General features: G+C 64.7%; 23 protein-coding genes. 10 read left to right on the top strand and 13 right to left on the bottom strand.

Annotation, left to right across the window (positions count from 1 at the left end):
- Positions 1-325: 325 nt before the first annotated feature.
- Genes LZ585_RS08270 through ccoS form a run of 4 tightly spaced genes read left to right on the top strand, consistent with a single transcriptional unit; the run spans position 326 to position 4,711 of the window.
- The gene (locus LZ585_RS08270; protein WP_234853140.1) at positions 326-1,876 is read left to right on the top strand and encodes an RdxA/RdxB/FixG family protein; all 1,551 of its coding nucleotides are present in this window, start codon (positions 326-328) and stop codon (positions 1,874-1,876) included.
- Positions 1,873-2,343 (top strand): FixH family protein, encoded by a 471-nt coding sequence (locus tag LZ585_RS08265; protein ID WP_315857586.1) that lies wholly within the window; start codon positions 1,873-1,875, stop codon positions 2,341-2,343. The genes LZ585_RS08270 and LZ585_RS08265 overlap by 4 nt, the downstream gene beginning before the upstream one ends.
- A gap of 1 nt (position 2,344) precedes the next feature.
- Positions 2,345-4,537 carry a heavy metal translocating P-type ATPase gene (locus LZ585_RS08260; RefSeq protein WP_234853139.1) on the top strand — a complete coding sequence of 731 codons (2,193 nt, stop codon included), beginning with the start codon at positions 2,345-2,347 and terminating at the stop codon, positions 4,535-4,537.
- A 12-nt stretch (positions 4,538-4,549) separates the two neighbouring features.
- Positions 4,550-4,711, top strand: coding sequence for a cbb3-type cytochrome oxidase assembly protein CcoS (gene ccoS, locus LZ585_RS08255; protein WP_234853138.1), 162 nt, complete (start codon positions 4,550-4,552; stop codon positions 4,709-4,711).
- A 68-nt stretch (positions 4,712-4,779) separates the two neighbouring features.
- On the opposite strand, the gene LZ585_RS08250 is transcribed toward ccoS, so the two are convergent.
- Entirely contained in the window at positions 4,780-6,429 is a 1,650-nt protein-coding gene (locus LZ585_RS08250; RefSeq protein WP_315857585.1) for a serine hydrolase, read from the bottom strand.
- Between the two features lie 216 nt (positions 6,430-6,645).
- Here LZ585_RS08250 and clpS point away from each other — a divergent pair, with 216 nt between their 5' ends.
- From clpS to LZ585_RS08235, 3 genes are read left to right on the top strand one after another with little or no spacing between them, the layout of a single operon-like run.
- Positions 6,646-6,963 (top strand): ATP-dependent Clp protease adapter ClpS, encoded by a 318-nt coding sequence (gene clpS, locus LZ585_RS08245; RefSeq protein WP_234853137.1) that lies wholly within the window; start codon positions 6,646-6,648, stop codon positions 6,961-6,963.
- 2 nt (positions 6,964-6,965) lie between these two features.
- Entirely contained in the window at positions 6,966-7,982 is a 1,017-nt protein-coding gene (locus LZ585_RS08240; protein ID WP_234853136.1) for a class I SAM-dependent methyltransferase, read from the top strand.
- Positions 7,982-8,794 carry an SDR family NAD(P)-dependent oxidoreductase gene (locus LZ585_RS08235; protein WP_234853135.1) on the top strand — a complete coding sequence of 271 codons (813 nt, stop codon included), beginning with the start codon at positions 7,982-7,984 and terminating at the stop codon, positions 8,792-8,794. The genes LZ585_RS08240 and LZ585_RS08235 overlap by 1 nt, the downstream gene beginning before the upstream one ends.
- Here LZ585_RS08235 and LZ585_RS08230 read toward each other — a convergent pair whose 3' ends face one another.
- Positions 8,795-9,214, bottom strand: coding sequence for a hypothetical protein (locus LZ585_RS08230; RefSeq protein WP_234853134.1), 420 nt, complete (start codon positions 9,212-9,214; stop codon positions 8,795-8,797).
- Between the two features lie 76 nt (positions 9,215-9,290).
- Between LZ585_RS08230 and hemF the strand changes: the two genes are divergently transcribed.
- A complete protein-coding gene (hemF, locus tag LZ585_RS08225; RefSeq protein WP_234853133.1) occupies positions 9,291-10,145 on the top strand; it encodes an oxygen-dependent coproporphyrinogen oxidase in 855 nt (284 codons plus the stop codon).
- A gap of 397 nt (positions 10,146-10,542) precedes the next feature.
- Here hemF and LZ585_RS08220 read toward each other — a convergent pair whose 3' ends face one another.
- Both LZ585_RS08220 and hemE read right to left on the bottom strand, forming a co-directional pair.
- Positions 10,543-11,415, bottom strand: a complete 873-nt coding sequence (locus LZ585_RS08220; RefSeq protein WP_234853132.1) for a DMT family transporter — start codon at positions 11,413-11,415, stop codon at positions 10,543-10,545.
- Entirely contained in the window at positions 11,412-12,440 is a 1,029-nt protein-coding gene (gene hemE / locus LZ585_RS08215) for a uroporphyrinogen decarboxylase (RefSeq protein ID WP_234853131.1), read from the bottom strand. Before hemE ends, LZ585_RS08220 begins: the two co-directional genes overlap by 4 nt.
- 83 nt (positions 12,441-12,523) lie before the next feature.
- On the opposite strand from hemE, the gene hemC reads away from it, so the two are divergent.
- The gene (hemC, locus tag LZ585_RS08210) at positions 12,524-13,456 is read left to right on the top strand and encodes a hydroxymethylbilane synthase (RefSeq protein WP_234853130.1); all 933 of its coding nucleotides are present in this window, start codon (positions 12,524-12,526) and stop codon (positions 13,454-13,456) included.
- Positions 13,457-13,471: 15 nt separating this feature from the next.
- Here the strand turns inward: hemC and lexA are convergent, their stop codons facing one another.
- The 5 genes from lexA to LZ585_RS08185 all read right to left on the bottom strand — a co-directional run bounded on the left by lexA (position 13,472) and on the right by LZ585_RS08185 (position 17,683).
- A complete protein-coding gene (lexA, locus tag LZ585_RS08205) occupies positions 13,472-14,191 on the bottom strand; it encodes a transcriptional repressor LexA (RefSeq protein ID WP_234855790.1) in 720 nt (239 codons plus the stop codon).
- Positions 14,192-14,292: 101 nt separating this feature from the next.
- Positions 14,293-15,471, bottom strand: coding sequence for a molybdopterin molybdotransferase MoeA (locus LZ585_RS08200; RefSeq protein WP_234853129.1), 1,179 nt, complete (start codon positions 15,469-15,471; stop codon positions 14,293-14,295).
- Positions 15,468-15,941: a cyclic pyranopterin monophosphate synthase MoaC gene (gene moaC / locus LZ585_RS08195; protein WP_234853128.1), complete on the bottom strand. Its 474-nt coding sequence runs from the start codon at positions 15,939-15,941 to the stop codon at positions 15,468-15,470. The genes LZ585_RS08200 and moaC overlap by 4 nt, the downstream gene beginning before the upstream one ends.
- Positions 15,938-16,729, bottom strand: coding sequence for an indole-3-glycerol phosphate synthase TrpC (gene trpC / locus LZ585_RS08190; RefSeq protein ID WP_234853127.1), 792 nt, complete (start codon positions 16,727-16,729; stop codon positions 15,938-15,940). The genes moaC and trpC overlap by 4 nt, the downstream gene beginning before the upstream one ends.
- Before the next feature lie 42 nt (positions 16,730-16,771).
- The gene (locus tag LZ585_RS08185) at positions 16,772-17,683 is read right to left on the bottom strand and encodes a carbohydrate kinase family protein (protein ID WP_234853126.1); all 912 of its coding nucleotides are present in this window, start codon (positions 17,681-17,683) and stop codon (positions 16,772-16,774) included.
- Between the two features lie 40 nt (positions 17,684-17,723).
- Between LZ585_RS08185 and LZ585_RS08180 the strand changes: the two genes are divergently transcribed.
- Positions 17,724-18,437, top strand: coding sequence for a VPLPA-CTERM sorting domain-containing protein (locus LZ585_RS08180; protein ID WP_234853125.1), 714 nt, complete (start codon positions 17,724-17,726; stop codon positions 18,435-18,437).
- A gap of 60 nt (positions 18,438-18,497) precedes the next feature.
- Here LZ585_RS08180 and LZ585_RS08175 read toward each other — a convergent pair whose 3' ends face one another.
- Genes LZ585_RS08175 through LZ585_RS08160 form a run of 4 tightly spaced genes read right to left on the bottom strand, consistent with a single transcriptional unit; the run spans position 18,498 to position 23,132 of the window.
- On the bottom strand, positions 18,498-19,757 hold the full coding sequence (locus LZ585_RS08175) for a zinc ribbon domain-containing protein (RefSeq protein ID WP_234853124.1): 1,260 nt from the start codon (positions 19,755-19,757) through the stop codon (positions 18,498-18,500).
- Positions 19,758-19,764: 7 nt separating this feature from the next.
- Positions 19,765-20,877, bottom strand: coding sequence for an SPFH domain-containing protein (locus LZ585_RS08170; RefSeq protein WP_234853123.1), 1,113 nt, complete (start codon positions 20,875-20,877; stop codon positions 19,765-19,767).
- A gap of 57 nt (positions 20,878-20,934) precedes the next feature.
- Positions 20,935-21,963, bottom strand: coding sequence for a DUF2927 domain-containing protein (locus LZ585_RS08165; RefSeq protein WP_234853122.1), 1,029 nt, complete (start codon positions 21,961-21,963; stop codon positions 20,935-20,937).
- Positions 21,960-23,132: a toxic anion resistance protein gene (locus LZ585_RS08160; RefSeq protein ID WP_234853121.1), complete on the bottom strand. Its 1,173-nt coding sequence runs from the start codon at positions 23,130-23,132 to the stop codon at positions 21,960-21,962. Before LZ585_RS08160 ends, LZ585_RS08165 begins: the two co-directional genes overlap by 4 nt.
- Positions 23,133-23,383 lie beyond the last annotated feature (251 nt).

Raw genomic sequence — 23,383 nt, 5'->3', positions numbered from 1 at the left:
AAGCACGATGATTTGGCTGCGCAAGACGCAGACCGATGGCGGCCGTGACAGGCACGATTGCTCCAAGCCGTGCAGTTATGGGTGGTCCCGTCCACAGGCAGAACTCGGCGGACAGGGCGACATCTGCCTGCGGACTGGCTGCGCGCTTGTGATGATCATATTCTGGCGGCCAAGACCGACGATCGCTTTGCCCAGTTTCGTGGCCCCGCCGCACCCTGGACGCACTTGGCAGGCGCCGCTGCACCGGATTGCATTTGATGCAGGTCAAAGAATCCACTGCCTGTCCGGTCTAGACCGGATGGGCGAAACAGGAGCGATTCTTCATATGTCCACCCCCGAGTTGGACCCCCCCAGCCTTTACGCCAAGCGGGAACCGATTTTCCCCAAGCGCGTGCAAGGGCGGTTCAGGAACCTCAAGTGGATCGTCATGGCGGTGGCCCTGACGATCTATTACGTCATGCCTTGGCTGCGTTGGGAACGTGGCCCGGCCATGCCCGACCAGGCAGTTCTGGTAGACCTGGCAAACCGCCGGTTTTTCTTTTTCTGGATCGAGATCTGGCCGCACGAATTCTATTTCGTGGCAGGGCTTCTGGTCATGGCTGGGCTGGGGCTGTTCCTGTTCACGTCGGCCCTGGGTCGCGTGTGGTGCGGCTATGCCTGTCCGCAGACCGTCTGGACCGACCTGTTCACCCTGGTCGAACGCTGGATCGAAGGTGATCGGAACAACCAGATCCGCCTGCACCGCCAGAAATGGGACACCCACAAGATCCGGTTGCGGGCCGCGAAATGGTCGATCTGGCTGGTGATCGCGCTGTTGACCGGCGGGGCTTGGGTTTTCTATTTCACCGACGCCCCCACCTTGCTGGGCAACCTGCTGACCGGGCAGGCCCATCCTGTCGCCTATATCACGATGGCCATCCTGACGGGGACCACCTTTCTGTTCGGCGGTTTTGCGCGCGAACAGATCTGCATCTATGCCTGCCCCTGGCCGCGCATTCAGGCCGCGATGATGGACGAAGACACGCTGACCGTCGCCTATCGCGAATGGCGGGGCGAGCCGCGCGGCAAGGGCAATGTCCGAAACCGCCCCGCCGCCGTCGCCTTCCAGGCCGAGGCCGAGAGCCATGCCGCCGGTCCCACGGCAGGGGGACAATATCCGCCCATTCCCTATCCAGGCGTGCGCACGGGCGTGGGCGGGCCGATCCCGCTGAACTCTGCGGGCGACTGCATCGACTGCATGGCCTGCGTGAACGTCTGCCCCATGGGCATCGACATCCGCGACGGCCAGCAGATGGAATGCATCACCTGCGCGCTGTGCATCGACGCCTGCGACGAGATCATGGACAAGATCGGCAAGCCGCGCGGACTTATCGACTATATGGCGCTGAGGGACGAGACCGCCGAACGCGCGGGCGCTGCGCCAAAGTCGGTCTGGAGGCATATCTTCCGTCCCCGCACGGTCCTTTACTTCACCCTGTGGGCCGGGATCGGGGTTGCGCTGATTGTCGCGCTGTTCATGCGTTCTCCCTTTGATCTGAACGTTTCTCCGGTGCGCAATCCGATGTTCGTGACCATGTCCGACGGTGCTGTCCGCAATACCTATGAGGTGCGGTTGCGCAACAAGCAGCAAGACGCCCGCAGCTTTGCCTTTGCGGTCGAAGGGGCCGAGGATCTGGCGGTCACCGTGGAAGGGTCATCCACGGGGACAGTTGACGTGCCTGCGGATGAAACCCTTAGCCGCAGGCTGTACGTGACCGCGCCTGCGGGGTCCGATCTTGCCACAAGCGCCACGACATCGCTGGACCTGGTCGTGCGGGACGAACTTGACGGCACCACCGCCACGGTCGGCACGATCTTCCACGGAAAGGGCGAATGATGGCAAAAGAACTGACGGGGCGCCATGTCCTGATCATCACTCTGGCGGCATTCGGGGTCATCATTTCCGTCAACCTGGTCATGGCTTTCCTAGCCATTGGCAGCTTTCCGGGGCTTGAGGTCAGTAATAGCTATGTCGCATCCCAGGAATTCGACCGGGACCGGCTGGCGCAGGAAAACCTGGGTTGGACGGCCAAGGCCCGCTATGACGGCACCGAAGTCGTCATCGAGCTCGTGGACAGCCAAGGCGCCCATCCCATCCTGCGCGATTTTACCGCCACCATCGGGCGCCCGACCCACAAGCGCTCCGACGTGACGCCGCAATTCGATCCTGCGGGCGGCGGTATCTATCGCGCGTCCCTGGTGCTGGAACCGGGGGTCTGGAACATTCATGTCCAGGCAACGGCGCCGGACGGAACACCGTTCCGGCAACGGCTGGACCATTACGCCGGGGCGAGGGTGAAATAAGATGGCAGACCTGACCGCATCAGGCTTCAGCGCCTGTCCCGCCTGCGACGCGGCACCCTTGGCGCAACGCCTGGCGGACCGGGCCGAGGTGGCGCGGGGCACAGTGATCCTGTCCCTGCCCACAGCCCATTGTGCAACCTGCATCACCGATGTGGAAACCGCACTGACGGCCCATCCCGGCGTGCAGAATGCCCGCGTCAACCTGACCCTGCGCCGCGTCACCATCGATGCGCCGGGGCTGACGGCGGATGATCTGATCCTCGTGCTGGCGGGCGTCGGGTTCGAGGCACACGAGCTTGATCCCGACGCGCTTTCCGCCACCACGGCCGACCGGCAGGGACGCGACCTGCTGATGCGCATCGGCGTGTCGGGTTTCGCGATGATGAACATCATGATCCTGTCGGTGGCCGTCTGGTCTGGCGCCGAATCCGCCACGCGCGACCTGTTCCACTGGATCAGCGGCGCCATCGCCCTGCCGACGGTATTTTTCGCGGGCCAGCCTTTCTTTCGCAGTGCCTGGGCGGCGATCCGGGTGGGGCGGCTGGGCATGGACGTGCCGATCTCGCTGGCGCTGATCCTGGCCAGTGCGATCTCGGTCTATGAGACGATGGAATCGGGGCATCACGCCTATTTCGACGCTGCGGCGATGCTATGCTTTTTCTTGCTGATCGGGCGCTATCTGGACCACCGCACCCGCGCCATCGCCCGGTCTGCCGCAGCCGAGCTGACCGCGCTGGAGGTTCCGCGTGCGACCCTGCTGGTCGAGGGGACGGAACAGACGGTTCCCGTCGCAAACCTGCGCCCCGGCGACCTGATCCGCATCCGGCCCGGCGCGCGCGTTCCCGCGGATGGAGAGATCGTCGAGGGGCGGTCTGAAATCGACCGTGCCTTGTTGACCGGCGAAACCCTGCCCGTGCTGGCCGCGCCCGGCCAGATGCTGTCGGCAGGCGAGGTGAACCTGACCGGGCCGCTGGTGCTGCGCGTGACGGCTGCGGGCCGCGATTCGTCCCTGTCCCGGCTGACCGCCCTTGTCGAGGCGGCCGAGGCCGCACGCGGACGCTATACCTCTCTGGCCGAACGGGCTTCTCGGACCTATTCGCCCAGCGTTCACCTGATGGCGCTGTGCAGCTTTGCGGGGTGGGTCTGGGCCACGGGCGACCTGCGCCTTGCCGTCAACATTGCGGCGGCGGTGCTGATCGTGACCTGTCCCTGCGCGCTTGGCCTGGCGGTTCCGGCGGTTGCCACCGCCACATCGGGGCGGCTGTTCCGGCGCGGGCTGCTGATCAAGGACGGCACCGCCCTGGAACGCCTGGCCGAGGTCGATACCGTCGTCTTCGACAAGACCGGCACCCTGACCCTGGGCCGTCCGTCGCTGGTCAGCGCCGATCCGCTGCCTGCCGAGATGCGCCCAGTTGCCCATGCCCTGGCCCAAGGTTCCTCTCATCCGCTGTCAGTTGCCTTGGCTGCGGCCCTGGCCGATCATCCGTTTGCAGATCTTTCCGACGTGGCCGAACATCCAGGCTTTGGCGTCTCGGCCTGCTGGGGTGGCCGCATCGTCCGGCTGGGCCGCGCCGACTGGCTGGGTGTCGCCGATGACGACGAAGACAGGCCCACGAGCGCGACATGGCTGGCGGTCGAAGGTCAAGCCCCCGTCCGGCTGGAGTTCACCGACGAATTGCGCCCCGGCGCTGCGGAATGCGTGGCGATGCTGCGCAAGGCAGGGCTGCGGGTCGTGCTGATATCGGGGGACCGCAAGGCGGCCGTTGCGGATCTGGCTGGGCGCCTGGGCATCCAGGATTTCCACGCCGCCGTCGATCCCCAGGGAAAAGAGGCGATGGTGGCGGGCCTGGCTGCCAAGGGCGCGCGCGTCCTGATGGTAGGCGACGGGCTGAACGACACGGCGGCATTGGCCCGGGCCCATGCCTCGGTCTCGCCCGCCAGCGCATTGGACGCGGCGCGGGTGGCCAGTGACATGGTGCTGACCGGCAACGATCTGGTGCCCGTGGCCGAGGCGGTCGCGACCGCCCGTTTGGCGACGCGGCGTATTCGCCAGAACTTTGCAATCTCCATCGCCTATAATATCGTGGCGGTTCCGCTGGCGGTGGCTGGCATGGTCACCCCGCTGATTGCGGCGCTTGCGATGTCGCTCAGCTCGATCACGGTGACGCTGAACGCGCTGCGGCTGCGGGATTGAAAGGAAGCACGCATGGAGATCCTGTCCATTCTGATCCCCGTTTCACTTGGCCTGGGGGCGGCAGGTCTTGTGGCCTTTATCTGGGCCTTGCGGTCGCATCAGTTCGAGGATCCGAAAGGGGATGCCCAACGCATCCTCAGCGACAAATGGGACGACCGCCCCAAGCCCGATTGACCCGGCCGGGCAATGAAAAAGGGGGCAGAGATCACTCTGCCCCCTTCGTCATGGAACGGTGACGGCTTTCAGCGGCCGACGACCTGGCATTCCTGCGACCGGCTAACGAAGCGTTCGCACACCAGTTCGGCATTGCCCTTTGTCATGTTGGCAAAGCTGGGCTGGAAGCCGCGCTTGGTATCGGCAACGTGTCGCGCGGCGCCGCCCAGGATTGCACCGTCTTGCAAGGCGCTGCGCAACAGCAGCTTTTCCGCCTCGGCCCGGGACGCAAACATACCCAGCGTCACGCCCCAGCCGCGTCCGCCATTGGCGGGGCGGGACACGATCTCCAACGTCTCGGGGTCGGCTATGTCGCCTTCCCCCATGGCCGCCAGGATCACCGTTTCGGAACGCGGCTTCGGCGCGGGCGAGGCCAGCAGCGACATCGAGGTTCCGCCGTTCTGCGGAACGGCCTCGGCCACGGCGCGGGCGATGGCCTCGGGTTCGGCCCCGGGATTGGGGGTCGCGACAACCGCCGTGCTGGCTGTGCGGGACCGTGGTGACGGGGCAGGACGGGCCGATGCGGCCAGAACCGGGGCGGCCAGGCTGGCGGATTGCGCCTGTGGCGCAGCTTCGGCGACTTGGGCTTCCGCGACAGGTGCGGTCGCGCGGCGGCTGACCGGGCGCGCACTGGCCGCCAAGGTCAGGCCGCCCACCGGGGCCGCTTCGCGTGCGACCTGCGGGGCCTGGGCCACGGCGGCTGTCGAGGCCAAGGCAGGACGGCTGACCCGCACGGGCGGCGCAGATGCCGACAGCACCAGCCGCTGCGGTTCCGGTGTCGTCGCTGCGGCCGAGGGCTCGACCTGCGCGCGCCGCACGACACGTTGTGCCAGCAGGCGCGGTGCTTCGGGGCGGACCTCGCGGACGCGGTTCGGAACCCGGCTGAAGCCAGCATCCAGCAGTTGTGCCATGACCTGGTTGCGATGCGCGGTCGAGGTGCCGCCCAGAACCGTAGCGATCACCCGCTTGTTGCCGCGCTGAGCAGACGCCGTCAGGTTGAAGCCTGCCGCACGGGTATAGCCGGTCTTGATTCCGTCCGCGCCTTCATAGGCATCCAGGAACCGCTTGTTGGTCGAGGCCACCTGCGCAATTCCCGCATCCGCCGACCGGCGCGAAAAGATGTTGTAATATTGCGGAAAATCATAGAACAGCCGCCGCCCCAGGATGGTCATGTCGTGGGCCGACGAATAATGCCCCTCCTGAGTCAGGCCATGGGCGTTGCGGAAATTGCTGTTCCGCATCCCCAAGGCGCGGGCCATCTGCGTCATCTGCTGGGCAAAGGCTTCTTCCGACCCGGCCAAGCCTTCGCCGATGGTGGTGGCGGCGTCGTTCGCGGACTTGATCGCGGCGGCGCGGATCAGATAGCGCAATTCGATTCGCTGCCCCGCCTTCAGCCCCAGCTTGGATGGCGGTTCGGACGCCGCATTGGTGGATACGGGGAATTGCGAATCCAGCCGGACCTGCCCGCGTTCGATTGCGGTAAAGGCCATGTACAGCGTCATCATCTTGGTCAGGGACGCGGGATGAAGCCGCGTATCCTCGTTTTGCTTGTAGATGGGCTGGCCTGTGCGCGCGTCGATCACATAGGCGGCAAAAGGTGCCGCCGAAAGCGTCGCCGGAACGAGCATGGCCAGCACGAGAAAGGCCCACAGCCGGGCTGTCTGGGAAATACGGATCACTGTCGCTGTCTCTCTGCCTCGGGACGGCATGTCGTTTGTCGCATGCCCTTGCTTAATATCTGGATAATAGCACGGCATTCACAGCCATGTAACCGCCCATTTGGTGTATTTTCTTGTCCCATCTCAACTTTGGGCGGGCTTTCATCGCCGGTGAAATAGACTATATTGGCTTGGGCAGCAGGATCGCAGGACCAGACGGACAGCATGGCGCACTGGATGACAGACGGCGACGGACCCGACGACCACATCGAACTGGCCGTCAAGCCACGCACGCGCACGCAGCGCCCGCCGATGTACAAGGTGCTGATGCTGAACGACGATTTCACGCCGATGGAATTCGTGGTCCATGTCCTGGAACGGCTGTTCAACATGACCCATGCCCAGGCGATCGACATCATGCTGACCGTCCATCGCAAGGGCGTGGCTGTTGTGGGCGTATTTTCGCACGAGGTTGCCGAAACAAAGGTCGCGCAGGTCATGGAACTGGCGCGGCGCCAGCAGCACCCGCTGCAATGCACAATGGAAAAAGAATAACAGTGACAACGACACGTCTGGCCCTGGCCCTTTCGGATAGCTGTCCCGAAGGGGATTTTCTTGTGATCGGCGCGCGGGGGGGCGATGATCTGTCGCCGCTGGACCCGGCGCATACCCGCATCCGGCAAGGACATTTCCCCGATCACAACGCCTTGGCCGCGCGCGGCTTCCTTGTTGCGCCTGCGGTCGAGGGCCGGTTCGACGGCGCCCTGGTCATCCTGCCCCGCGCCAAGGCCGAGGCACGCGCTCGCATCGCCGATGCCGCGTCCCGCCTGGTGCCCGGTGCCGCGCTGTGGATCGACGGGCAAAAGACCGATGGCATCGATTCGATGCTGCGGGAGCTGCGGCTGCTTGCCCCGGTGGACGAGGTTCACAGCAAGGCGCACGGCAAGATCTTTCGCGTGACCGTGCCGGCGGGCGACTGGTTGCCTGAGGACTGGACCGCGCGCGCGCGCGAGGTCGTGCCGGGCTTCGTGACGCGGCCCGGCGTGTTTTCCGCCGACGGAATCGATCCCGGATCGGCCATGCTGGCGGCTGCGCTGCCCGACCGGATGCCGACCCGCGTGGTCGATCTGGGTGCCGGATGGGGTTGGCTGTCCGCGCAGGCCTTGGCCCGCCCAGGGATCGAGGCCATTCATCTGGTCGAGGCAGATCACGCCGCCCTGGAGTCCGCACGTGACAATATCTTGGATCCGCGTGCGCAGTTCCACTGGGCGGATGCCCGCGAGTTCACCCTGCGCGAACCTGTGAACGGGGTGATCATGAACCCGCCCTTTCATGATGGTCGTATGGCCGACCCCCGGATCGGGGCGGATTTCATCGCCGCTGCCGCGCGCCTGCTGACCGGGGCGGGGCGGCTGTGGATGGTTGCCAACCGGCACCTGCCCTATGAAACCGCCCTGGCGCAGCATTTCGCCCAAGTCACTGAACTGCGCGGCGACAACCGCTTCAAGGTGATCGAGGCAACGGGCGCGGGTCGCAATGCCAGCCGCAACCCGGTGCGCAAGGCGCGGCGCTGATGGGCCTGTCCATCCAGGGCAAGACCGCCATCGTGACGGGGGCAGGGCGCGGTATCGGTTTGGCCATTGCGCGGCACTTCGTTGAACGCGGCGCCCATGTCATGTTCGCCGACTGGGACGAAGCCGCACTGGCCACGGCGATGTCCGATTACGCCGACGGCGATCCCCATGTCCGCTGCTTTTCGGGCCGGATGTCGGAAAAGCTGGCGACGGCGAACCTGTTGTCTGCGACGCTGGATGCCTTTGACCGGGTCGATATCCTGGTCAACGCGCATCGGCTGGTCAAAGCGTCCGACCCGCTGGATACCGATCTGGATGTGCTGGAACAACTGTTGCGCCAGAACGTCATGGCCGGGCTGCGGATGACCCAGATCGTGGCCAAGCGCATGATCAAGCAGGCCGAGACCGAGGCCGATCCCGCCGCCGGCGCGGCAGGGGCGATCGTAAACATCTCGACCCTGGCCGCGCTGCATCCGGTGCCGACCATGCTGGGATATTCCATCGCCTATGCGGCACAGGAACAGGCGACGCGCGGGATGGCCCTGGCGCTTGCACCCCACAAAATACGGGTGAACGGCGTCCGTTTCGGAAGCGTGATGTCCCACGAATTGCAGGAATCGCTGCGCGAAAAGCCCGACCTGCGCAACCGGATCGTCGCGGCGACGCCCATGGGACGCATCGCCCCTGCCGATGAACTGGCTGACACCGTGCTGTATCTGGCAAGCGATGCGTCGCGGTTCGTGACCGGACAGATCGTGACTGTTGACGGCGGGCGCAGCCTGGCCGATCGGGTGGCGGTGCAGACGGTCTGATCAGCCCTGATCTTCCGGAAAAGCCGCGCGGCAGGCCTGCACCACGGCTGCCGCCCGGTCGCCCAGTTGCGTTTGACGCGCCGCCAGGTTGTCGCGCTTGCGCTGTTCCGCGGCCGGGTCGATGGGCACGCGGAAACGCTCCGTATCCACATAATCGCGCCAGCAGGGTTCGTATCCTGTGACCGCATTGCCGTCCTTGTCGCGCCAGATCGTCCGGCACTGGGTCAGCCGGTCGCGCACGACCTGCCGTTCCTCCCAGGCATAGCCGCGTGCCAGGTTCCCCTCGACCTCGGCCAGCAGGCGGCTGACGGTTCGGTATTCACTGGTGTTGTTGCTGATGCAGCGTTCCTGGGGGGTGCCGCAGGCCGCCACCAGCAATGGCAAGGCCAAGGTCGCGGCAAGGGCGGTGTTGCGGGTCATGACGGGTCTCTTTACAGCGGGTAAGGGATGCTAACGCCGCGCGCACAGGCTGGCAAATCAAGATTGGAGAAGGCAGATGGATCAGGAACGCCGCACCGCCGCCGCTTGGTTCCGCACCCTGCGCGACCGCATCGTTGCCGCCTTCGAAGGGTTGGAGGATCTCGGGCCGGGAACCGCTGCCGCAGGACGGTTCGACGTGACCCCGACCATCCGCGCCGACGATGGCGGCGGCGGTCTGATGTCGGTCATGCGCGGCGGCCGCGTCTTCGAAAAGGTCGGCGTCAACTGGTCCGAGGTTCACGGCACCCTTGCCCCCCGCGCCCAGGCCGCCATGGCATCGCGCGGCGTGCCGGGGATCGACAGCGATCCGCGCTTCTGGGCATCGGGCATTAGCCTGGTCGCACATATGCAAAATCCCCACGCCCCTGCGGTCCACATGAACACGCGGATGTTCTGGACGCCGGGTGCCTGGTGGTTCGGCGGCGGGGCGGACCTGAACCCCTGCATCGAATATGCCGAAGACACGGCGCATTTCCACACCACCCTTCGCACCGCCTGCGACGCCCACAGCGCCGATTATTACGACCGTTTCAAGGCCTGGGCGGATGAATACTTTTTCATCCCCCATCGCAGCCGGGCGCGGGGCGTCGGCGGCATCTTCTTCGACGATCTGAATACTGGCGCTTGGCAGGCCGATTTCGCCTTTACCCGCGCCGTGGGCGAGGCGTTCCTGCCCGCCTTCCTGCCTTTGGCCGAATTGCGGATGGGCCACCCTTTCACCGATGACGACCGCGACACCCAACTTGTCCATCGGGGGCTTTATGCGGAATACAACCTTGTTTACGACCGGGGCACGAAATTCGGGCTGGAAACCGGCCATAACGCCGATGCGGTGCTGATGAGCCTGCCACCCTTGGCGAAATGGACCTGACGCAAAGCCTGTTGGGCGGGGTCGATCCGAGGCAGCATGGGGCTTTGTCCTTGCGGCGATCCTGACAGAGATCACGCCCGGACCAACATGGCCTCTCCGGCGATCCTTGCGCTTGGCGACGGGCGGCGCGCGGGTTACGCTGCCAACCCCAAGGCTTTTGCTTTTTAAATCGCGGTGCTGCCTGGGTTTCTGTCACCCGATCACCTCCTTGTGCCGCCGGCGGTCGGGTTGTCGCTGGTTCATGTGGCAATTGCGATCGTGATCCATGCCGGGATCATTACGGTTGCAGGTGCAGCCGCCAAATGCTGCGGGATTCGCGCGGCATGGTCGTGATGCGCCGGTTTCTGTCTTTGATGCTGGTGGCGGTCTCGCTTGCGCTGAGGAAGCGAGCATATGCTTACGCCACCGCCAGCAGCCAGCCGACCCCCGCCAGGATCAGCGCCATGCCGGCCAGTTGCAGCGGGCGAACGGTTTGGCGAAACAGCCGCCCTGACAAGGTCTGCGCCATCACCACCTCGACAAGGGCCAAGGTGCGGACATCGGCGGCGGGCGTCAGCGCAAAACCAATGAACCAAAACAGCGAGGCAAAGGCCCCCAGGAACCCAGCCCCCAACGACACGCGCCATTCGGCCAAAACCCCCTTCAGCGCGCGGCGGTCGCGCAGGACCAGCCAAGTTATCATCAGTGCCGCCTGGATCCCCAGGGTGATTGCCAAGACCGTTATCGCGCGGATCACATAGCCCCCGTCGGGCAGGCCCAGCAAGGCGCCGCGAAAGCCTATGGCGGACAGCCCGAACAACGCGCCCGACATGACGCCCGTTGCAACTGCGCCCCAGGGCGCACGGCCCCATGCCGCACCCGATGCCAGAACGACGCCAAGGGTTGCGACAGCGATGGCACCCATCCGGGCCGGGCCCAGCGGTTCGGCCAGAACCACCGCGCCGATCAGCGCCAGCGTCACCGGCTCGGTCTTCATCAGCGCGGTGGCGACGCCGAAACTTTGGCCCCGCATCGTGACCAGCATCAGGGCCGTCGCCCCGATCTGCGCGAGGGCGCCAAGCGCCGCCCATCCCAGCACCAGCGCACCAGGCAGGGGAATGGGCACCCATGCCGCCGCGATCGCCAGCGCGAATGCCGCAAAGGGAAAGCCGAACACAAAGCGCACGGCGGTTGCGCCGATCGTTCCGACCTGCCGCGTCAGACCCGCCTGGGCGGCGTTTCGTGCCGTCTGCGCCGTGGCCGCGATCAGCGTGGCCGCGACCCAGATCATGCGCTGCGGACAGCCTCGATCATCGCGGAGACATTGTCGGGGTTCGCGTCCGGCGTGATACCATGGCCCAGATTGAAGATATGCGGCCCCCCCCGCAGCGTGCGGGTGATGCGCTGTGCTTCGGCCACAAGGGCGGGACCGCCCGTGACCATATGCCGCGGGTCGAGGTTGCCCTGAACGCAGCCGTCTGGCTGAATATGCCGCGCTGCCCATTCCGCATCGACCGAATTGTCCAGGGCAACGCAATCGGCCCCGGTCGCGCGGGCGAAGCCGATGTAACGCTCGCCCGCTTCCCTCGGGAAGGCGAGGATGGGGGTGCCAGGATGACGTTCCTTCAACGCGGCAATGATCCGCTGCACAGGCGCGACGGCAAAGTCGTCGAAATCCGCACCCCTCAGGCTTCCTGCCCAGCTGTCGAACAGCTTGACGACTTCGGCCCCCGCCTCGATCTGGGCGGACAGGTACAGAATCGTAGCCTCGGTGATGCGGTCGATCAGCGCCGTAAAGGTGGCGCGGTCCATGTCTTTCAACGCATGGGCCGGACCTTGGTCCGGCGTGCCGCGCCCGGCGATCATATAGGTGGCAACCGTCCAGGGCGCACCTGCAAAGCCGATCAGTGCAGTGTCCCTTGGCAATTCCCGCGCCAGGATACGCAGAGTCTCGTAAACCGGAGCCAGGCGATCATGGATCTGGTCAGCCGGTTTCAGACGCGCCAGATCACCTGCCGAGGTGATCGTGGACAGACGCGGACCCTCGCCCGTGACGAACCACACGTCGGCGCCAAGCGCCTGAGGGATCAACAGGATATCCGCAAACAAGATCGCAGCGTCAAAGCCGAAACGGCGAATGGGCTGCAACGTCACCTCGGCCGCCAGATCGGGGTTGTAGCACAGGGACAGAAAATCCCCGGCCTGTGCCCGCGTGGCGCGATATTCCGGCAAATAGCGGCCAGCCTGGCGCATCATCCAGATCGGCGGGGTGGGCAGGCTTTCACCCGCCAGGGCGCGCAGAAGAAGTTTGGTCATGTGGCCTCCTGAAGCCCGTTCAAGGCGAGGCAGGGGGCGTTGTCAAGCAGCCCGCCTGACGCTATGCCGGAACCATGATGCAAATGCCCGATCCCACACGCCCCCTGAAAATCGGAACGCGCGGTTCCATGCTGGCCCTCGCCCAGGCGCACGAGACGCGCGACCGTCTGGCAGCCGCCCATGGGCTGGCACCTGATGCCTTCGACATTGTCGTCATCAAGACCACCGGCGACCGGATCATCGACCGGCCCTTGAAGGACATCGGTGGCAAGGGGCTGTTCACCAAGGAAATCGAGGATGCCCTGATCGCGGGCCAGATCGACATCGCCGTGCATTCGATGAAGGATATGCCGACCATCCAGCCCGAGGGCTTGGTGATCGACTGCCTGCTGCCCCGCGAAGACGTGCGCGATGCCTTTGTCAGCCCGCATACCGACTCCATAACCGGGCTTGCGGCCGGTGCAGTTGTCGGAACCTCCAGCCTGCGGCGGCGCGCGCAACTGGCCCATCGTCGCCCGGATTTGCATCTGGTCGAGTTTCGCGGCAACGTGCAGACCCGGTTGAGGAAACTGGATGACGGCATTGCGGTCGCAACCTTCCTGGCGATGGCGGGGCTTTCGAGGCTGGATATGCTGCATGTGGCGCGCGGACCCATCGATCCGGCCGAGATGTTGCCCGCCGTGGCCCAGGGCGCGATCGGGGTGGAACGGCGTGCCGATGATGAAGTGGCGGCAATGCTGTTGGCCGCAATCCATCACGGACCAACGGGCCATCGTATCGCTGCAGAACGCGCGTTTCTGGCCCGGCTGGACGGATCCTGCGAAACGCCAATCGCAGGATTGGCCGAAATCCGCGACGATACCCTGCTGTTACGCGGAGAGATCCTGCGTCCCGACGGGTCCGCTGCGATCAGCGGGCACCGCGAGGGCGGTCTGCACAACGGTCCGGCCATGGGTGCCGACCTTGCACAAGAACTTCTGGACCGGGCCGGCGCGGGGTTCTTCGACCACCTCTGATCCCCGCAACCTGGTTCAATAGCTGCGGATCAGACCGACAAGGCGTCCCTGGATGCGAACCCGATCTTCGGGCAGGATGCGGGGTTCATAGGCCGCATTCGCAGCCTCCAATGCGATCATTCCGCCGCGACGGCGATAGCGTTTCAGGGTCGCCTCGCTGCCATCGACCAAGGCGACGACGATATCGCCATTATCCGCCGTGTCCTGTTCCCGGATCACCACAACGTCGCCGTCGTTGATCCCCGCCTCGATCATCGAATCGCCCTGCACCTCGAGCGCGTAATGGTGTTCGCGCCCCGACAACATGGTGCCCGGCACCGCGACGTGGTGGGAAACTTCGGATATCGCCTCGATCGGGACACCAGCCGCAATCCGGCCCATCAGAGGCAATTCGACGGCCGGGCTGTCCATGATCGAGATTGCGCCCCGCGGACGAGGCGGCCGGGTATTGGCAATGACCCGAGGGGTAAATCCCGCTTGCTTCGCCTGGACAGGCTCGGCCGCTTGGTTGCCAAGCAACGCGTCCGGCAGACGCACGATTTCCAAAGCCCGCGCCCGGTGCGGCAGGCGGCGGATGAATCCCCGTTCTTCCAATGCCGTGACAAGTCGGTGAATGCCGGATTTCGACCGCAGATCCAAGGCTTCCTTCATTTCATCAAAGGACGGCGGCACACCGTCGCGCGCCATGCGCTTTTGAATGAAATCCAGCAACTGGATTTGCTTCTTAGTCAGCATTGCGTCCATCCCCGGCATCGTATTGTTCCTTTTATGTTCTATCGCACAAGCTGAATTGCGTCAACGAACAGAACATAAGGAATTGAAAATTTAGTTAATCCTTAGACATACAAGGGAAGGTAATCGACGATATCATCTGCAGACCGCGCCGGATCACCAGCGGGACGGACCAGCAGCGCATCGGCTTGGGCCATCAGGGACAACCGGGCCGAGTCCTGGCTGGGGAAAGGGTGGATCAGCGGAAGGCTGGGGCCTTCCGTCACCGTGGCGCGCAGGTAGTGCTGACGGTTTCCTTCGGCTGAAAGCTGATGGGCAAGGCGCGCTTTCCGAAGGTGCAGCCGAGGGGGCAGGCCTTGCATCGCCCGTATCAGAGGCTGCAGGAATAAAATTGCACAAACCATTGTAGAAACTGGATTTCCAGGCAGTCCAAGCATAGGCATGGTGTCAAGGCTTCCCGCCATCAGCGGCTTGCCGGGCCGCATCGCGACCTTGTAGAAGGCGCGCTGCAAGCCCAAATCCGACGCAACCTTGCCGATCAGGTCGTGATCCCCGACGGACGCGCCACCAATCGTGACCAGCAGATCGGCGCCCTGGGCCGCAGCAAAGCTGGCGCGCAGGCTTTCTTCGGTATCCCGTGCGATCGGCAGAATTTCCGGCATTGCACCTGCCTGGCGGGCCAGGGCTGCAATGGCCAAGTCGTTGGAACTGATGATCTGGCCCGGCCCCGGTGCGACCCCCGGCGGCACCAACTCATCTCCGCCCGCCAGGATTGCCACGCGGGGGCGGCGAGAGACTGTGACCACTGGCACGTTCATCGCAGCCAGCAACGCAATATCTGCGGCCGAAAGCCTGCGTCCGGGCGTCACCCTGTCGCCTTTGCAAAAATCGTCGCCAGCAGGGCGGATATTGGTCCCGCCCGACTTGTCCGCGACCGTGATGCGATCCCCGTCGCGGATCACGTTTTCCTGCATGATCACACGGTCATATCCCGCAGGAACCGGCGCGCCCGTGAAAATGCGCACTGCCGTGCCGGGGGCTGCCGGACCCGAATAGGGATGTCCCGCAGCAGCTTCTCCAACCACATGAAGGTTCTGGTCGATGTCGGCGTCACGGATCGCATACCCGTCCATGGCGGAAGCGTCGAAGGGCGGCTGCGTCATGCGCGACAAGGCCGGTTCCAGCAAGGCGCGGCCCCAAGCCTGGTCAAGCGGGAGATGCTCGGCCTCCGGGGCCGGAGCAAGCGCCAGCACCTGTGCCAGCGCCTGTTCGACCGAAATCACAGATTGGCCTCGTAGAAACCGGATTTTCCACCGCTTTTTCGCATCAGCCTAATCCCCTCGATCGTCATGGATTTCTCGACGGCCTTGAGCATGTCATAGACCGTCAGGCAGGCGACCGATACGGCGGTCAATGCCTCCATCTCGACTCCGGTTTGGCCGGTGGTGCGGACAGTGGCCGTAATGCGAAGTCCTGGCAGGGCCGCGTCTGGAGTCAGATCGAGCGACACCTTGGTAATAGGCAACGGGTGGCATAGCGGGATCAGGTCGGCAGTCCGCTTGGCGGCCATGATCCCGGCAAGACGGGCTACGCCCATTACGTCGCCCTTGGCTGCGCCGCCTTGCGCAAGGGCCAGCGTTTCCGCCGACATCGTGATGCAGCCTTCGGCCACGGCCTCGCGCGTCGTGATAGCCTTGTCCGACACATCGACCATATGGGCCTGACCGGCGGCGTCGAAGTGGGTCAGGCTCATGCGGCGACATCCAGAATGTTGCGCGTTGCGGCGGTCACGTCCGGTTGGCGCATCAGGCTTTCTCCGATCAGGAAGCGGCGCGCGCCCACCTGCATCATTGCACCCAGATCGGAGGGGGTGAACAAGCCGCTTTCGCAGACGATGTCACGATCCGTGGGGATAGCGGGGGCCAGTTCGCGCGTTACATCCAAAGACAGATCGAAAGTCTTGAGATTGCGATTGTTTATACCGATCAGCGAGGATTTCAGGCGCAAGGCGCGGTCCAGTTCGGCCCGGTTGTGAACCTCGATCAGCGCGTCCATGCTCCAGTGGAAGGCCGCGTCCTCCAACTCGGCCGCAAGGGGGTCGTCGACCGAGGCCATGATGATCAGGATGCAGTCCGCGCCCCAAGCCCGCGCCTCGGCCACCTGATAGGGGTCGTAAAGAAAGTCCTTGCGCAAGGCGGGCAGGGAGCAGGCGTTTCGGGCTGCGGTCAGGTATTCGGGCGCGCCCTGAAAGCTGGGTGCGTCTGTCAGGACCGACAGGCAAGCCGCGCCGCCCGCCTCATAGGCACGGGCCAGGGCCGGGGGATCGAAGTCGGGACGGATCAGTCCCTTAGAGGGACTGGCCTTCTTGATTTCCGCAATCAGCGCAGCGCCGGTTGCGGCCTTTGCCGACAAGGCGCGCGCAAAACCACGGGGAGCGGAGGCTGCGCGGGCGGCAGCCTCGACATCGGCCAGCGGACGCGCGGCCTTGGCGGCTGCGATCTCGTCCAGCTTATAGGCCTTGATCTTGTCCAGAATATCCATGGGCACGGTTCTAACGCCGCTCGCACGTTTCGGAAAGGGGGTTTAGGCAGGCATCTCATGCGCCCAAGGGGGATTGGCGCCAGGTCGGGACACGGTGATCGCGGCGGCTTGCGCGCCCAAGGACAGCGCGGCGGCGATCTGATCTGCGGTGATCGCAGCCAATCCGGCCTTGGTCAGCACGCCTTGGCGGCGCAGGCTGGCGAGGACGCCCGCGTTGAATGTATCGCCCGCACCGATCGTGTCGGCAACGGCAGTGCGGATCGCCGGAACCGCGACAGGATCGCCTGCCCAATGCGCCCGCGCGCCCGCCGCGCCGCCCGTCTGCAGGACCAGCCGTGGACCTTGAGCCAGCACCTGACGCGCGGCGTCATCGGGTGTCATGCCCGGATACAGCCAGTCCAGATCGTCGCCTGACAGCTTGACGATATCCGCCCCCGCGATCAGCCGCGACAGTCGCGAGCAATAGGCGTCGGCATCAGCGATGAAGAAGGGGCGGATATTCGGATCCAGCATGACCGGCAGACGCCCGCCGTCTCGCGCGATCAACGATTCGATCGCTGCTCCGCAGGGATCCGGGACCAAGCTGATGCCCCCCGCGAACAGGGCATCAACGCTGTCCGGCAGGGCGGGAATATCCTGCGCCGTCAGCATCCGGCCCGCCGATCCCTCATCGTAAAAGGAATAACGCGCCTCGCCCCCTGCCAGCGTCACGAGGGCAAGCGTCGTCAGGCGGTCGGTGCGGGGACACAGGTCGGTATTCACCCCGGCATCTTTTAGGGGACGCAGCAGAACCTCGCCAAAAGGATCGCGGCTGATGGGCCAGAGATAGGCCACCGCTTCCCCCAGCCGGCCAAGGGCAATGGCGGTGTTGTAAACCGAACCGCCCGCGAGAGGGCGGAAGCCCCGGTCCTGCGGCACCATGTCGATCAGGGATTCACCTGCGCATAAGATCATTTAAGCCTCGTATTGCGATATGGGCTGACAGGTTGCGCGGATGATACGCGGTTCCGGCGTGCATGAACGCGATGGTTTCATCCAGGATTCCGGTCTCGTCCTGCGGTTGCTGTTGCACCTGCTTTTTTGGACAGGCCGCGGAAATTTACTTAGGGCCAAAGCTGCGATGCAGGCAAGGTTCATCCCAGTCTGTATCGTGGAGAGTGAGATGTTGAACTATGCAGGTGCCGCCCTTATCGCCCTTGCCGCCCTGGCGGCGCCAGAGGCCAGGGCCGCGACGCTGGACGGAATGACCCTGTCGGCCGTCTATCTTTATCCCGATGCCGGAACGGTCTATCCGGAAGCGACTGAAACGGGTCCGTTCACGGTCGGGGCAGGCATCGATGCCACCATCAGCGTCGAGGGCGTCACCGATATCCTGCTGGACTTTGCCGCGAACGCCCTCACGGTCACGTTCAACACGACGTTGACCAATCCGACTTGGGAAAGCACGCCCTTCAACGGACTCCAGATCTCGCTGCTGTCGGGCACCGCATTCACCGGCTTCTCGCATACGGGTGGTTCGATCGCGCCGTTCGGAACCAGTTTCGACGCTGGCAATCTGTTCATCACCTGGCCGGGCGTGAGCTATGTTGACGGCAGCACGATGAGCTTTGACGTGGCCGTGGCGCCTGTGCCGCTGCCTGCGACCATGCCGTTTCTTGCTGCGGGAATGGCCGGCTTTGCCCTGCTGCGCCGCCGCCGCGCCGCCTGACCCCAAGGTCGCACAGAAACGGCCCGGCAGCGTCGGGCCGTTCATCGCCATGCGCGGTTTTCAGAAGCCTTGGATGACCGGTCCGGCATCCCGAAGCGCAGCGCCCATATCGATATAGCCCCCTGCCTCTGCCAGATAGAAAAAAGCCGCCAACGCGATCAAGGCCGCGATTACTGCGGCTGCAATCTTCCACGCTGACCAGGGCCGTTCGCCCATGACGCGGCCGGACTGGCCGTTGACCACAAAACGATAGCTCTTGCCATTGTAACGATAAGCTGCCGACCAGACCGGCAGCAGGACATGCTTGAATGTCTCGTCCGCATGGTCTGTCTGAATGTGATCGACGCGCTGTTCGTCGCCGCCGATGTCGCGGCGGGCATCGTTCAGGATCACCCCTGCCATTTCAGCCCGCGCCGTCTTGTGCCCGTCTGCCAAGGGGATCGTATAGGCTTCGGACTCCAGGCCAGCCAGATAATCAGGGCGATACGGGCGCAGGTGGGACAGATCCCAAGGCGTCAGCGCATCCACGAATTTGCGCGGCAGTGATGCCGAGGCAAGCACCAGAACATCGTTGAAATCACGTGCCACACGGCCCGACGCGGGGCGCCATCTTGTGCGCCTGACTTGCCGCGCCACCTGCTGGTTGCGGCCATTGACCTGCTGGGTGACCCAAACGGTTTCGTAATAGTAATCGCCCCGCTGTCCGGCATAGGCAGACCGCGTGCGCGCGTCGAAGGTCCAATAAGGGGAATAGATTCCGCGCATCCTTCGCCCCCGGCGGGCATAGGCGGTCAGGCCCGATGGCGCGAACCACAGGTTGCCCAGCCAATCCTGCATCGCCCGGTGCGCCTGATCCTCGGTCAGGCGAAAGGGCAGCACGCCTTGCGGCTTGATCTTGCGGCTGGTCCCGGTGTCGGTGACAACCGGCGTGGCACAAAAGGGGCAGGCACTGGCATGGGTGGTATCCCCCAACTCGATCTGGGCGCCGCAATTGGGGCAGGACAGCAGACGGACGGTCTCGGCCAGCTCGGATCCGGCCTCCAGCCGCAGGCCTTGGTCCAGAGGGATTTCGACCAGATCAAGCGATTTGTGGCCCGCGTCCCACTGCAAGGCCCTGCCGGTTTTCGGATCGGCAAGGATCGCGTCCTCGCCCTCGGGCCCGCCCTGGGTCTGGCGCGCAGGCGCGCGGGCGGGACCGGAGCCGATGGCCTGGCGGTGCCCACACCAGTCGCAGACCAGCACCTGCTGGCCCGGCTGAAAGCGCAGGCTTGCCCCGCATTGCTCGCAGGGGTATCGGTGTTCGGCCTGTAGCGTGGGCATAAGGCGGTCAGCCCGGCAAGGGCGGCGGCATGGTGGGGAACAACGCCGCCAATTCCGGGATCTCGCCTGCCTTGCGCCAGCCGTCCTGGCCGGGTGCCCAGACCAGCGTTTCGTGCATGAACCGTCCCTCGGTTGCCAAGCGCTCCAGCCCGGCGCGGTCGAATGGTCCTTCGGATTTGCCGTTCAGGGCAACGTGCCAGACCGGCTGGGCCTGTCCGGGCAATGGCGGCGGCGTGGCGCCGCCCTGCGGAATGCTGCCCCATGGCCCTTGCGCGGGCCGGTTTGCCATTCCCGCGCCAAGCACCGCGCCCATGGCGGCCCCCATGCCCGCCCCTGCGGAACCAGGGTTCTGGCTGGCATTCAGCATCGCCTCGGACGCTGCATATTGACCAAAGCGGTCCAGGTCGCCCAAAATTCCCATCGAGGTGCGCTTGTCCAGCATCTTCTCGACTTCCTGCGGAAGGCTGATGTTCTCAATATAGAATTCTGGAATTGACAGGCCATAGGCTGCGATTGTGGGTTCAATCGCCTGGGCTATCAGCCGGCCCAGGTCGCCGGTATTGGCCGCCATGTCCAGCACCGGAATTCCCGACCCGGCGATGACGCGGGAAAATTCCTGGGTGATGACATTGCGGATCTGGAACGTGATCTCGTCACTGGTGAATTCACCGTCGGTGCCGACGATTTCCGTCATGAAGCGGGCGGGGTCGGTGACGCGCAGGGAATAGGTGCCAAAGGCGCGCAGGCGCACGGGACCGAATTCCGCATCGCGCGTCATGACCGGATTCTTGGTGCCCCATTTCAGGTCGTTGAAGCGGGTGGTGCTGATGAAATAGATCTCGGACTTGAAGGGGCTGCGAAAACCGTGGTCCCAGTGCTGCAACCGGGTCAGGATCGGCAGGTTGTTGGTTTCCAGCATATAAAGGCCGGGCCCGAAGGTATCGGCCAGTTGGCCTTCATGGATGAAAACAGCGGCCTGGCCTTCGCGAACGGTCAGCTTGGCGCCGTATTTGATCGCGTTGCCGACGGTCGGATAGCGCCAGACCATCGTGTCGCGCGTATCGTCCGTCCATTCGATGACCTCGATGAACTCGCCGCCGAGAATGTCGAAGATCGCCATCTTTCCCTCCGCAGGATGTCGTGTCTTTTATGCGGCCAAGCGCGGTGGCGGCGCAAGTCAGATGCTTTGCGCCACGAGTTCCGTCGCGATCTGGCGGACGATGGGTTCGGCCTCGGCCGCGGACATCCCGGGGCGCAGCCGGGGATCGTAAAGGATCCGCAGCAGCAACTCGTCATGCCGGGTCAGCAGGGCGAATTCTTCATCGTCGTTGAAGACCGAGGGGCGGGCGGCGGGGCTGTCATTGGCAAGACCCATGCCCTGGGCCAGTTCCTCGTGGATGCAAGAGGTCTGCAACAGCGGGGGCAGTTCGGCGCGGATCAGCGCGACGGCATTCGAATAAACCGGCGAGGCTCCGCGCGAATAGGCAAAGACGGTGCAGAAATTGTCTGCGTCCAGGGCCTGCATGACGGCGATGTCCTGTGGCGGTATCCCTGGCACCAGCTGCGCCAGCCGCGAACCGACGGCACGGCGTTCGTCGTCGGACAGCACCAGAACGATGAAATTGCCGCCGCTGTCGGTCAGCGACACGCCATTCCCGGTCGCCTGCGCCAGGCGCTCGGCAAACTGGCTGACCTCGACCCGATAAGCGCGGCGGGTGGCCACATCCACGACCGCCCCGAATTCCAGCTGCACCCGCACCGGTTCCTGCCAGCGGCGCAGGGGGGCAGGCGCGCCACCGCCATTTGCCTGCATTCCGCCCGCGCCATATTCGTCGCGCAGGGCGATGGCGATAAAGTTGCGGGTCAAGGTGTCCGCGTCGATGGGCGCATCCAGCGGAACCCGGTCACGGCGCAAGCGTCCCCCATCGCGCAGCGCGCGTTCGGCGCGGGCATAGAAATCCCGCTGCGCGTTGCTGGCAAGGCTGGCCTTGGTCAGCGCCTGTGACGCAGCGATATTGGCGGCACGGTTGCGTTCGGCGCGGGCCTTGCGCAACTCCTCCTGCGACGGGCCGGTGTTTTCGGGACGCGCCTGCGGGCGGGGCGCGGGAACCGGTCGCGGCGCGGGGTCAGGTGCCTGGCAGGCGGCCAAGGCCAGCAGCCCCAGCAGGGGCAGGCTGCGCCGGAAACCGGTTGTCTTCTGCATCATGTCCGGGCCGGCGCCCCCTGCCGCTGGGCTGTTGCGCGAGCCAGGGTGTCGCGCAGATCGGCCTCCATCTTGGTCAGGTCGCTTTCGGCGGCGGCGCGGCGGGCGCGGCCCTCGTCGGCAATGCGCAGGCTGTCCTCGATGGTGGCGATCAGCTGGGCGTTGGCCGCCTTGACCGAATTGATGTCGAACACGCCGCGTTCGGTCTGGGTGCGGATCTGGACGTTCGCCTGGCGCAGGTTGTCGGCATTGCGGGTCAGCAGGTCATTGGTCAGGTCGCTGGCCTCCTTGACGGCGCGCGCCGCCTCGGCGCTGCGTTGGATGGTCACCGCCTGGGCAAGCTGGGTTTCCCACAGCGGCACCGTGTTCACCAGGGTCGAGTTGATCTTGGTGACCAGGGACTTGTCGTTTTCCTGAACCAGCCGGATCGAGGGCAACGACTGCATCGTCACCTGCCGCGTCAGCTTCAGGTCGTGAACGCGGCGTTCCAGATCGTCGCGGACGGCCCGCAGGTCGCGCAGGGCCTGGGCCTGCATGACCTGGTCATCCTCGGGGACGGCCTTTACGCGCGCTTCCATTTCGGGGATCGCCGTGCTGTCCAGTTCCTGCAACTTCTCCTCGCCCGCGGCAATATACAGGGCGAGTTCGTCATAGAAGTTCAGCGTATGGTCATACAGCAGGTCCAGCGCCTTGATGTCCTTCAGCAAGGTTTGCTCGTGCCGTTCCAACTCCACGGTGATGCGGTCGATCTGGGTCTGGACCTGTTCGTAATTCGCCACGAACTTGGCAAAGGGCGCCGATCGGCCCAGCAGCTTTTCCCACCAGCTTCGCGTCCGGCGCATGTCCAGTTCGCTGGTGGAAAATCCCCGGATCGTGGTCACGATGCCGCGCAGGCTTTCGCCTGCCGGACCGACGTCCTTGCTTTTCACGTCGGCCAGCATCTTCTGGCTGATTTCCTGCAAGCCCGCCTGCGCACGGGTGCCAAACCGGACAATGGATCCTGAATCGGTCAGGTCGATCTCGTCCATGCGGCGGCGGATCTCGGCGGCAAGCTGGGGGTCCGCCGTACGGACCGACACCGGTTCATCCTTGGGCTGGGGCAAGGGTGCCGAAATCACCGTTTCGATTTCGGTGCGGATGTCTTCGGCGCGGCGGCGGGTCTCGTCGGTCATGGCGCTTCCTTCCCTAGGCCTGTTAAGGCGGGTATGTCGCAGTGCAGCATAGGCGGAACGCGGCGCAGTTCAACCGAACCTCGGCTGAAAAATGCACAGTCCCGTGTGGACCCGTCACGAATGGCGATTCGCGGCGCCTCAGGTCGCCTTCCGGCAGTATCGGGTCGCAGCCTATCCAAAATGTCAGGTCATTAACCCAATTAAATCAAACTTTGTGCATATTAACCCGCTCGCGGAAATGCTAACGTCAG

Origin of the sequence: Paracoccus everestensis (genome assembly GCF_021491915.1) — a bacterium.
In the GTDB taxonomy this organism is placed as follows: domain Bacteria; phylum Pseudomonadota; class Alphaproteobacteria; order Rhodobacterales; family Rhodobacteraceae; genus Paracoccus; species Paracoccus everestensis.
The sequence above is the reverse complement of the archived record's forward strand: the minus strand, read 5'-3'. Positions and strand labels throughout refer to the sequence as shown.

Excerpts from the sequence above, each read along its gene's own strand:
- hemC (WP_234853130.1), top strand. The coding sequence starts at position 12,524 with ATGCCCGATCCCACACGCCCCCTGAAAATCGGAACGCGCGGTTCCATG.
- LZ585_RS08170 (WP_234853123.1), bottom strand. The coding sequence starts at position 20,877 with ATGGCGATCTTCGACATTCTCGGCGGCGAGTTCATCGAGGTCATCGAA.
- LZ585_RS08160 (WP_234853121.1), bottom strand. The coding sequence starts at position 23,132 with ATGACCGACGAGACCCGCCGCCGCGCCGAAGACATCCGCACCGAAATC.
- LZ585_RS08180 (WP_234853125.1), top strand. The coding sequence starts at position 17,724 with ATGATACGCGGTTCCGGCGTGCATGAACGCGATGGTTTCATCCAGGAT.
- LZ585_RS08185 (WP_234853126.1), bottom strand. The coding sequence starts at position 17,683 with ATGATCTTATGCGCAGGTGAATCCCTGATCGACATGGTGCCGCAGGAC.
- hemF (WP_234853133.1), top strand. The coding sequence starts at position 9,291 with ATGGATCAGGAACGCCGCACCGCCGCCGCTTGGTTCCGCACCCTGCGC.
- trpC (WP_234853127.1), bottom strand. The coding sequence starts at position 16,729 with ATGGATATTCTGGACAAGATCAAGGCCTATAAGCTGGACGAGATCGCA.
- hemE (WP_234853131.1), bottom strand. The coding sequence starts at position 12,440 with ATGACCAAACTTCTTCTGCGCGCCCTGGCGGGTGAAAGCCTGCCCACC.
- LZ585_RS08220 (WP_234853132.1), bottom strand. The coding sequence starts at position 11,415 with ATGATCTGGGTCGCGGCCACGCTGATCGCGGCCACGGCGCAGACGGCA.
- moaC (WP_234853128.1), bottom strand. The coding sequence starts at position 15,941 with ATGAGCCTGACCCACTTCGACGCCGCCGGTCAGGCCCATATGGTCGAT.
- clpS (WP_234853137.1), top strand. The coding sequence starts at position 6,646 with ATGACAGACGGCGACGGACCCGACGACCACATCGAACTGGCCGTCAAG.
- LZ585_RS08260 (WP_234853139.1), top strand. The coding sequence starts at position 2,345 with ATGGCAGACCTGACCGCATCAGGCTTCAGCGCCTGTCCCGCCTGCGAC.
- LZ585_RS08230 (WP_234853134.1), bottom strand. The coding sequence starts at position 9,214 with ATGACCCGCAACACCGCCCTTGCCGCGACCTTGGCCTTGCCATTGCTG.
- ccoS (WP_234853138.1), top strand. The coding sequence starts at position 4,550 with ATGGAGATCCTGTCCATTCTGATCCCCGTTTCACTTGGCCTGGGGGCG.
- LZ585_RS08270 (WP_234853140.1), top strand. The coding sequence starts at position 326 with ATGTCCACCCCCGAGTTGGACCCCCCCAGCCTTTACGCCAAGCGGGAA.
- LZ585_RS08175 (WP_234853124.1), bottom strand. The coding sequence starts at position 19,757 with ATGCCCACGCTACAGGCCGAACACCGATACCCCTGCGAGCAATGCGGG.
- LZ585_RS08235 (WP_234853135.1), top strand. The coding sequence starts at position 7,982 with ATGGGCCTGTCCATCCAGGGCAAGACCGCCATCGTGACGGGGGCAGGG.
- LZ585_RS08265 (WP_315857586.1), top strand. The coding sequence starts at position 1,873 with ATGATGGCAAAAGAACTGACGGGGCGCCATGTCCTGATCATCACTCTG.
- LZ585_RS08165 (WP_234853122.1), bottom strand. The coding sequence starts at position 21,963 with ATGATGCAGAAGACAACCGGTTTCCGGCGCAGCCTGCCCCTGCTGGGG.
- lexA (WP_234855790.1), bottom strand. The coding sequence starts at position 14,191 with ATGCTGACTAAGAAGCAAATCCAGTTGCTGGATTTCATTCAAAAGCGC.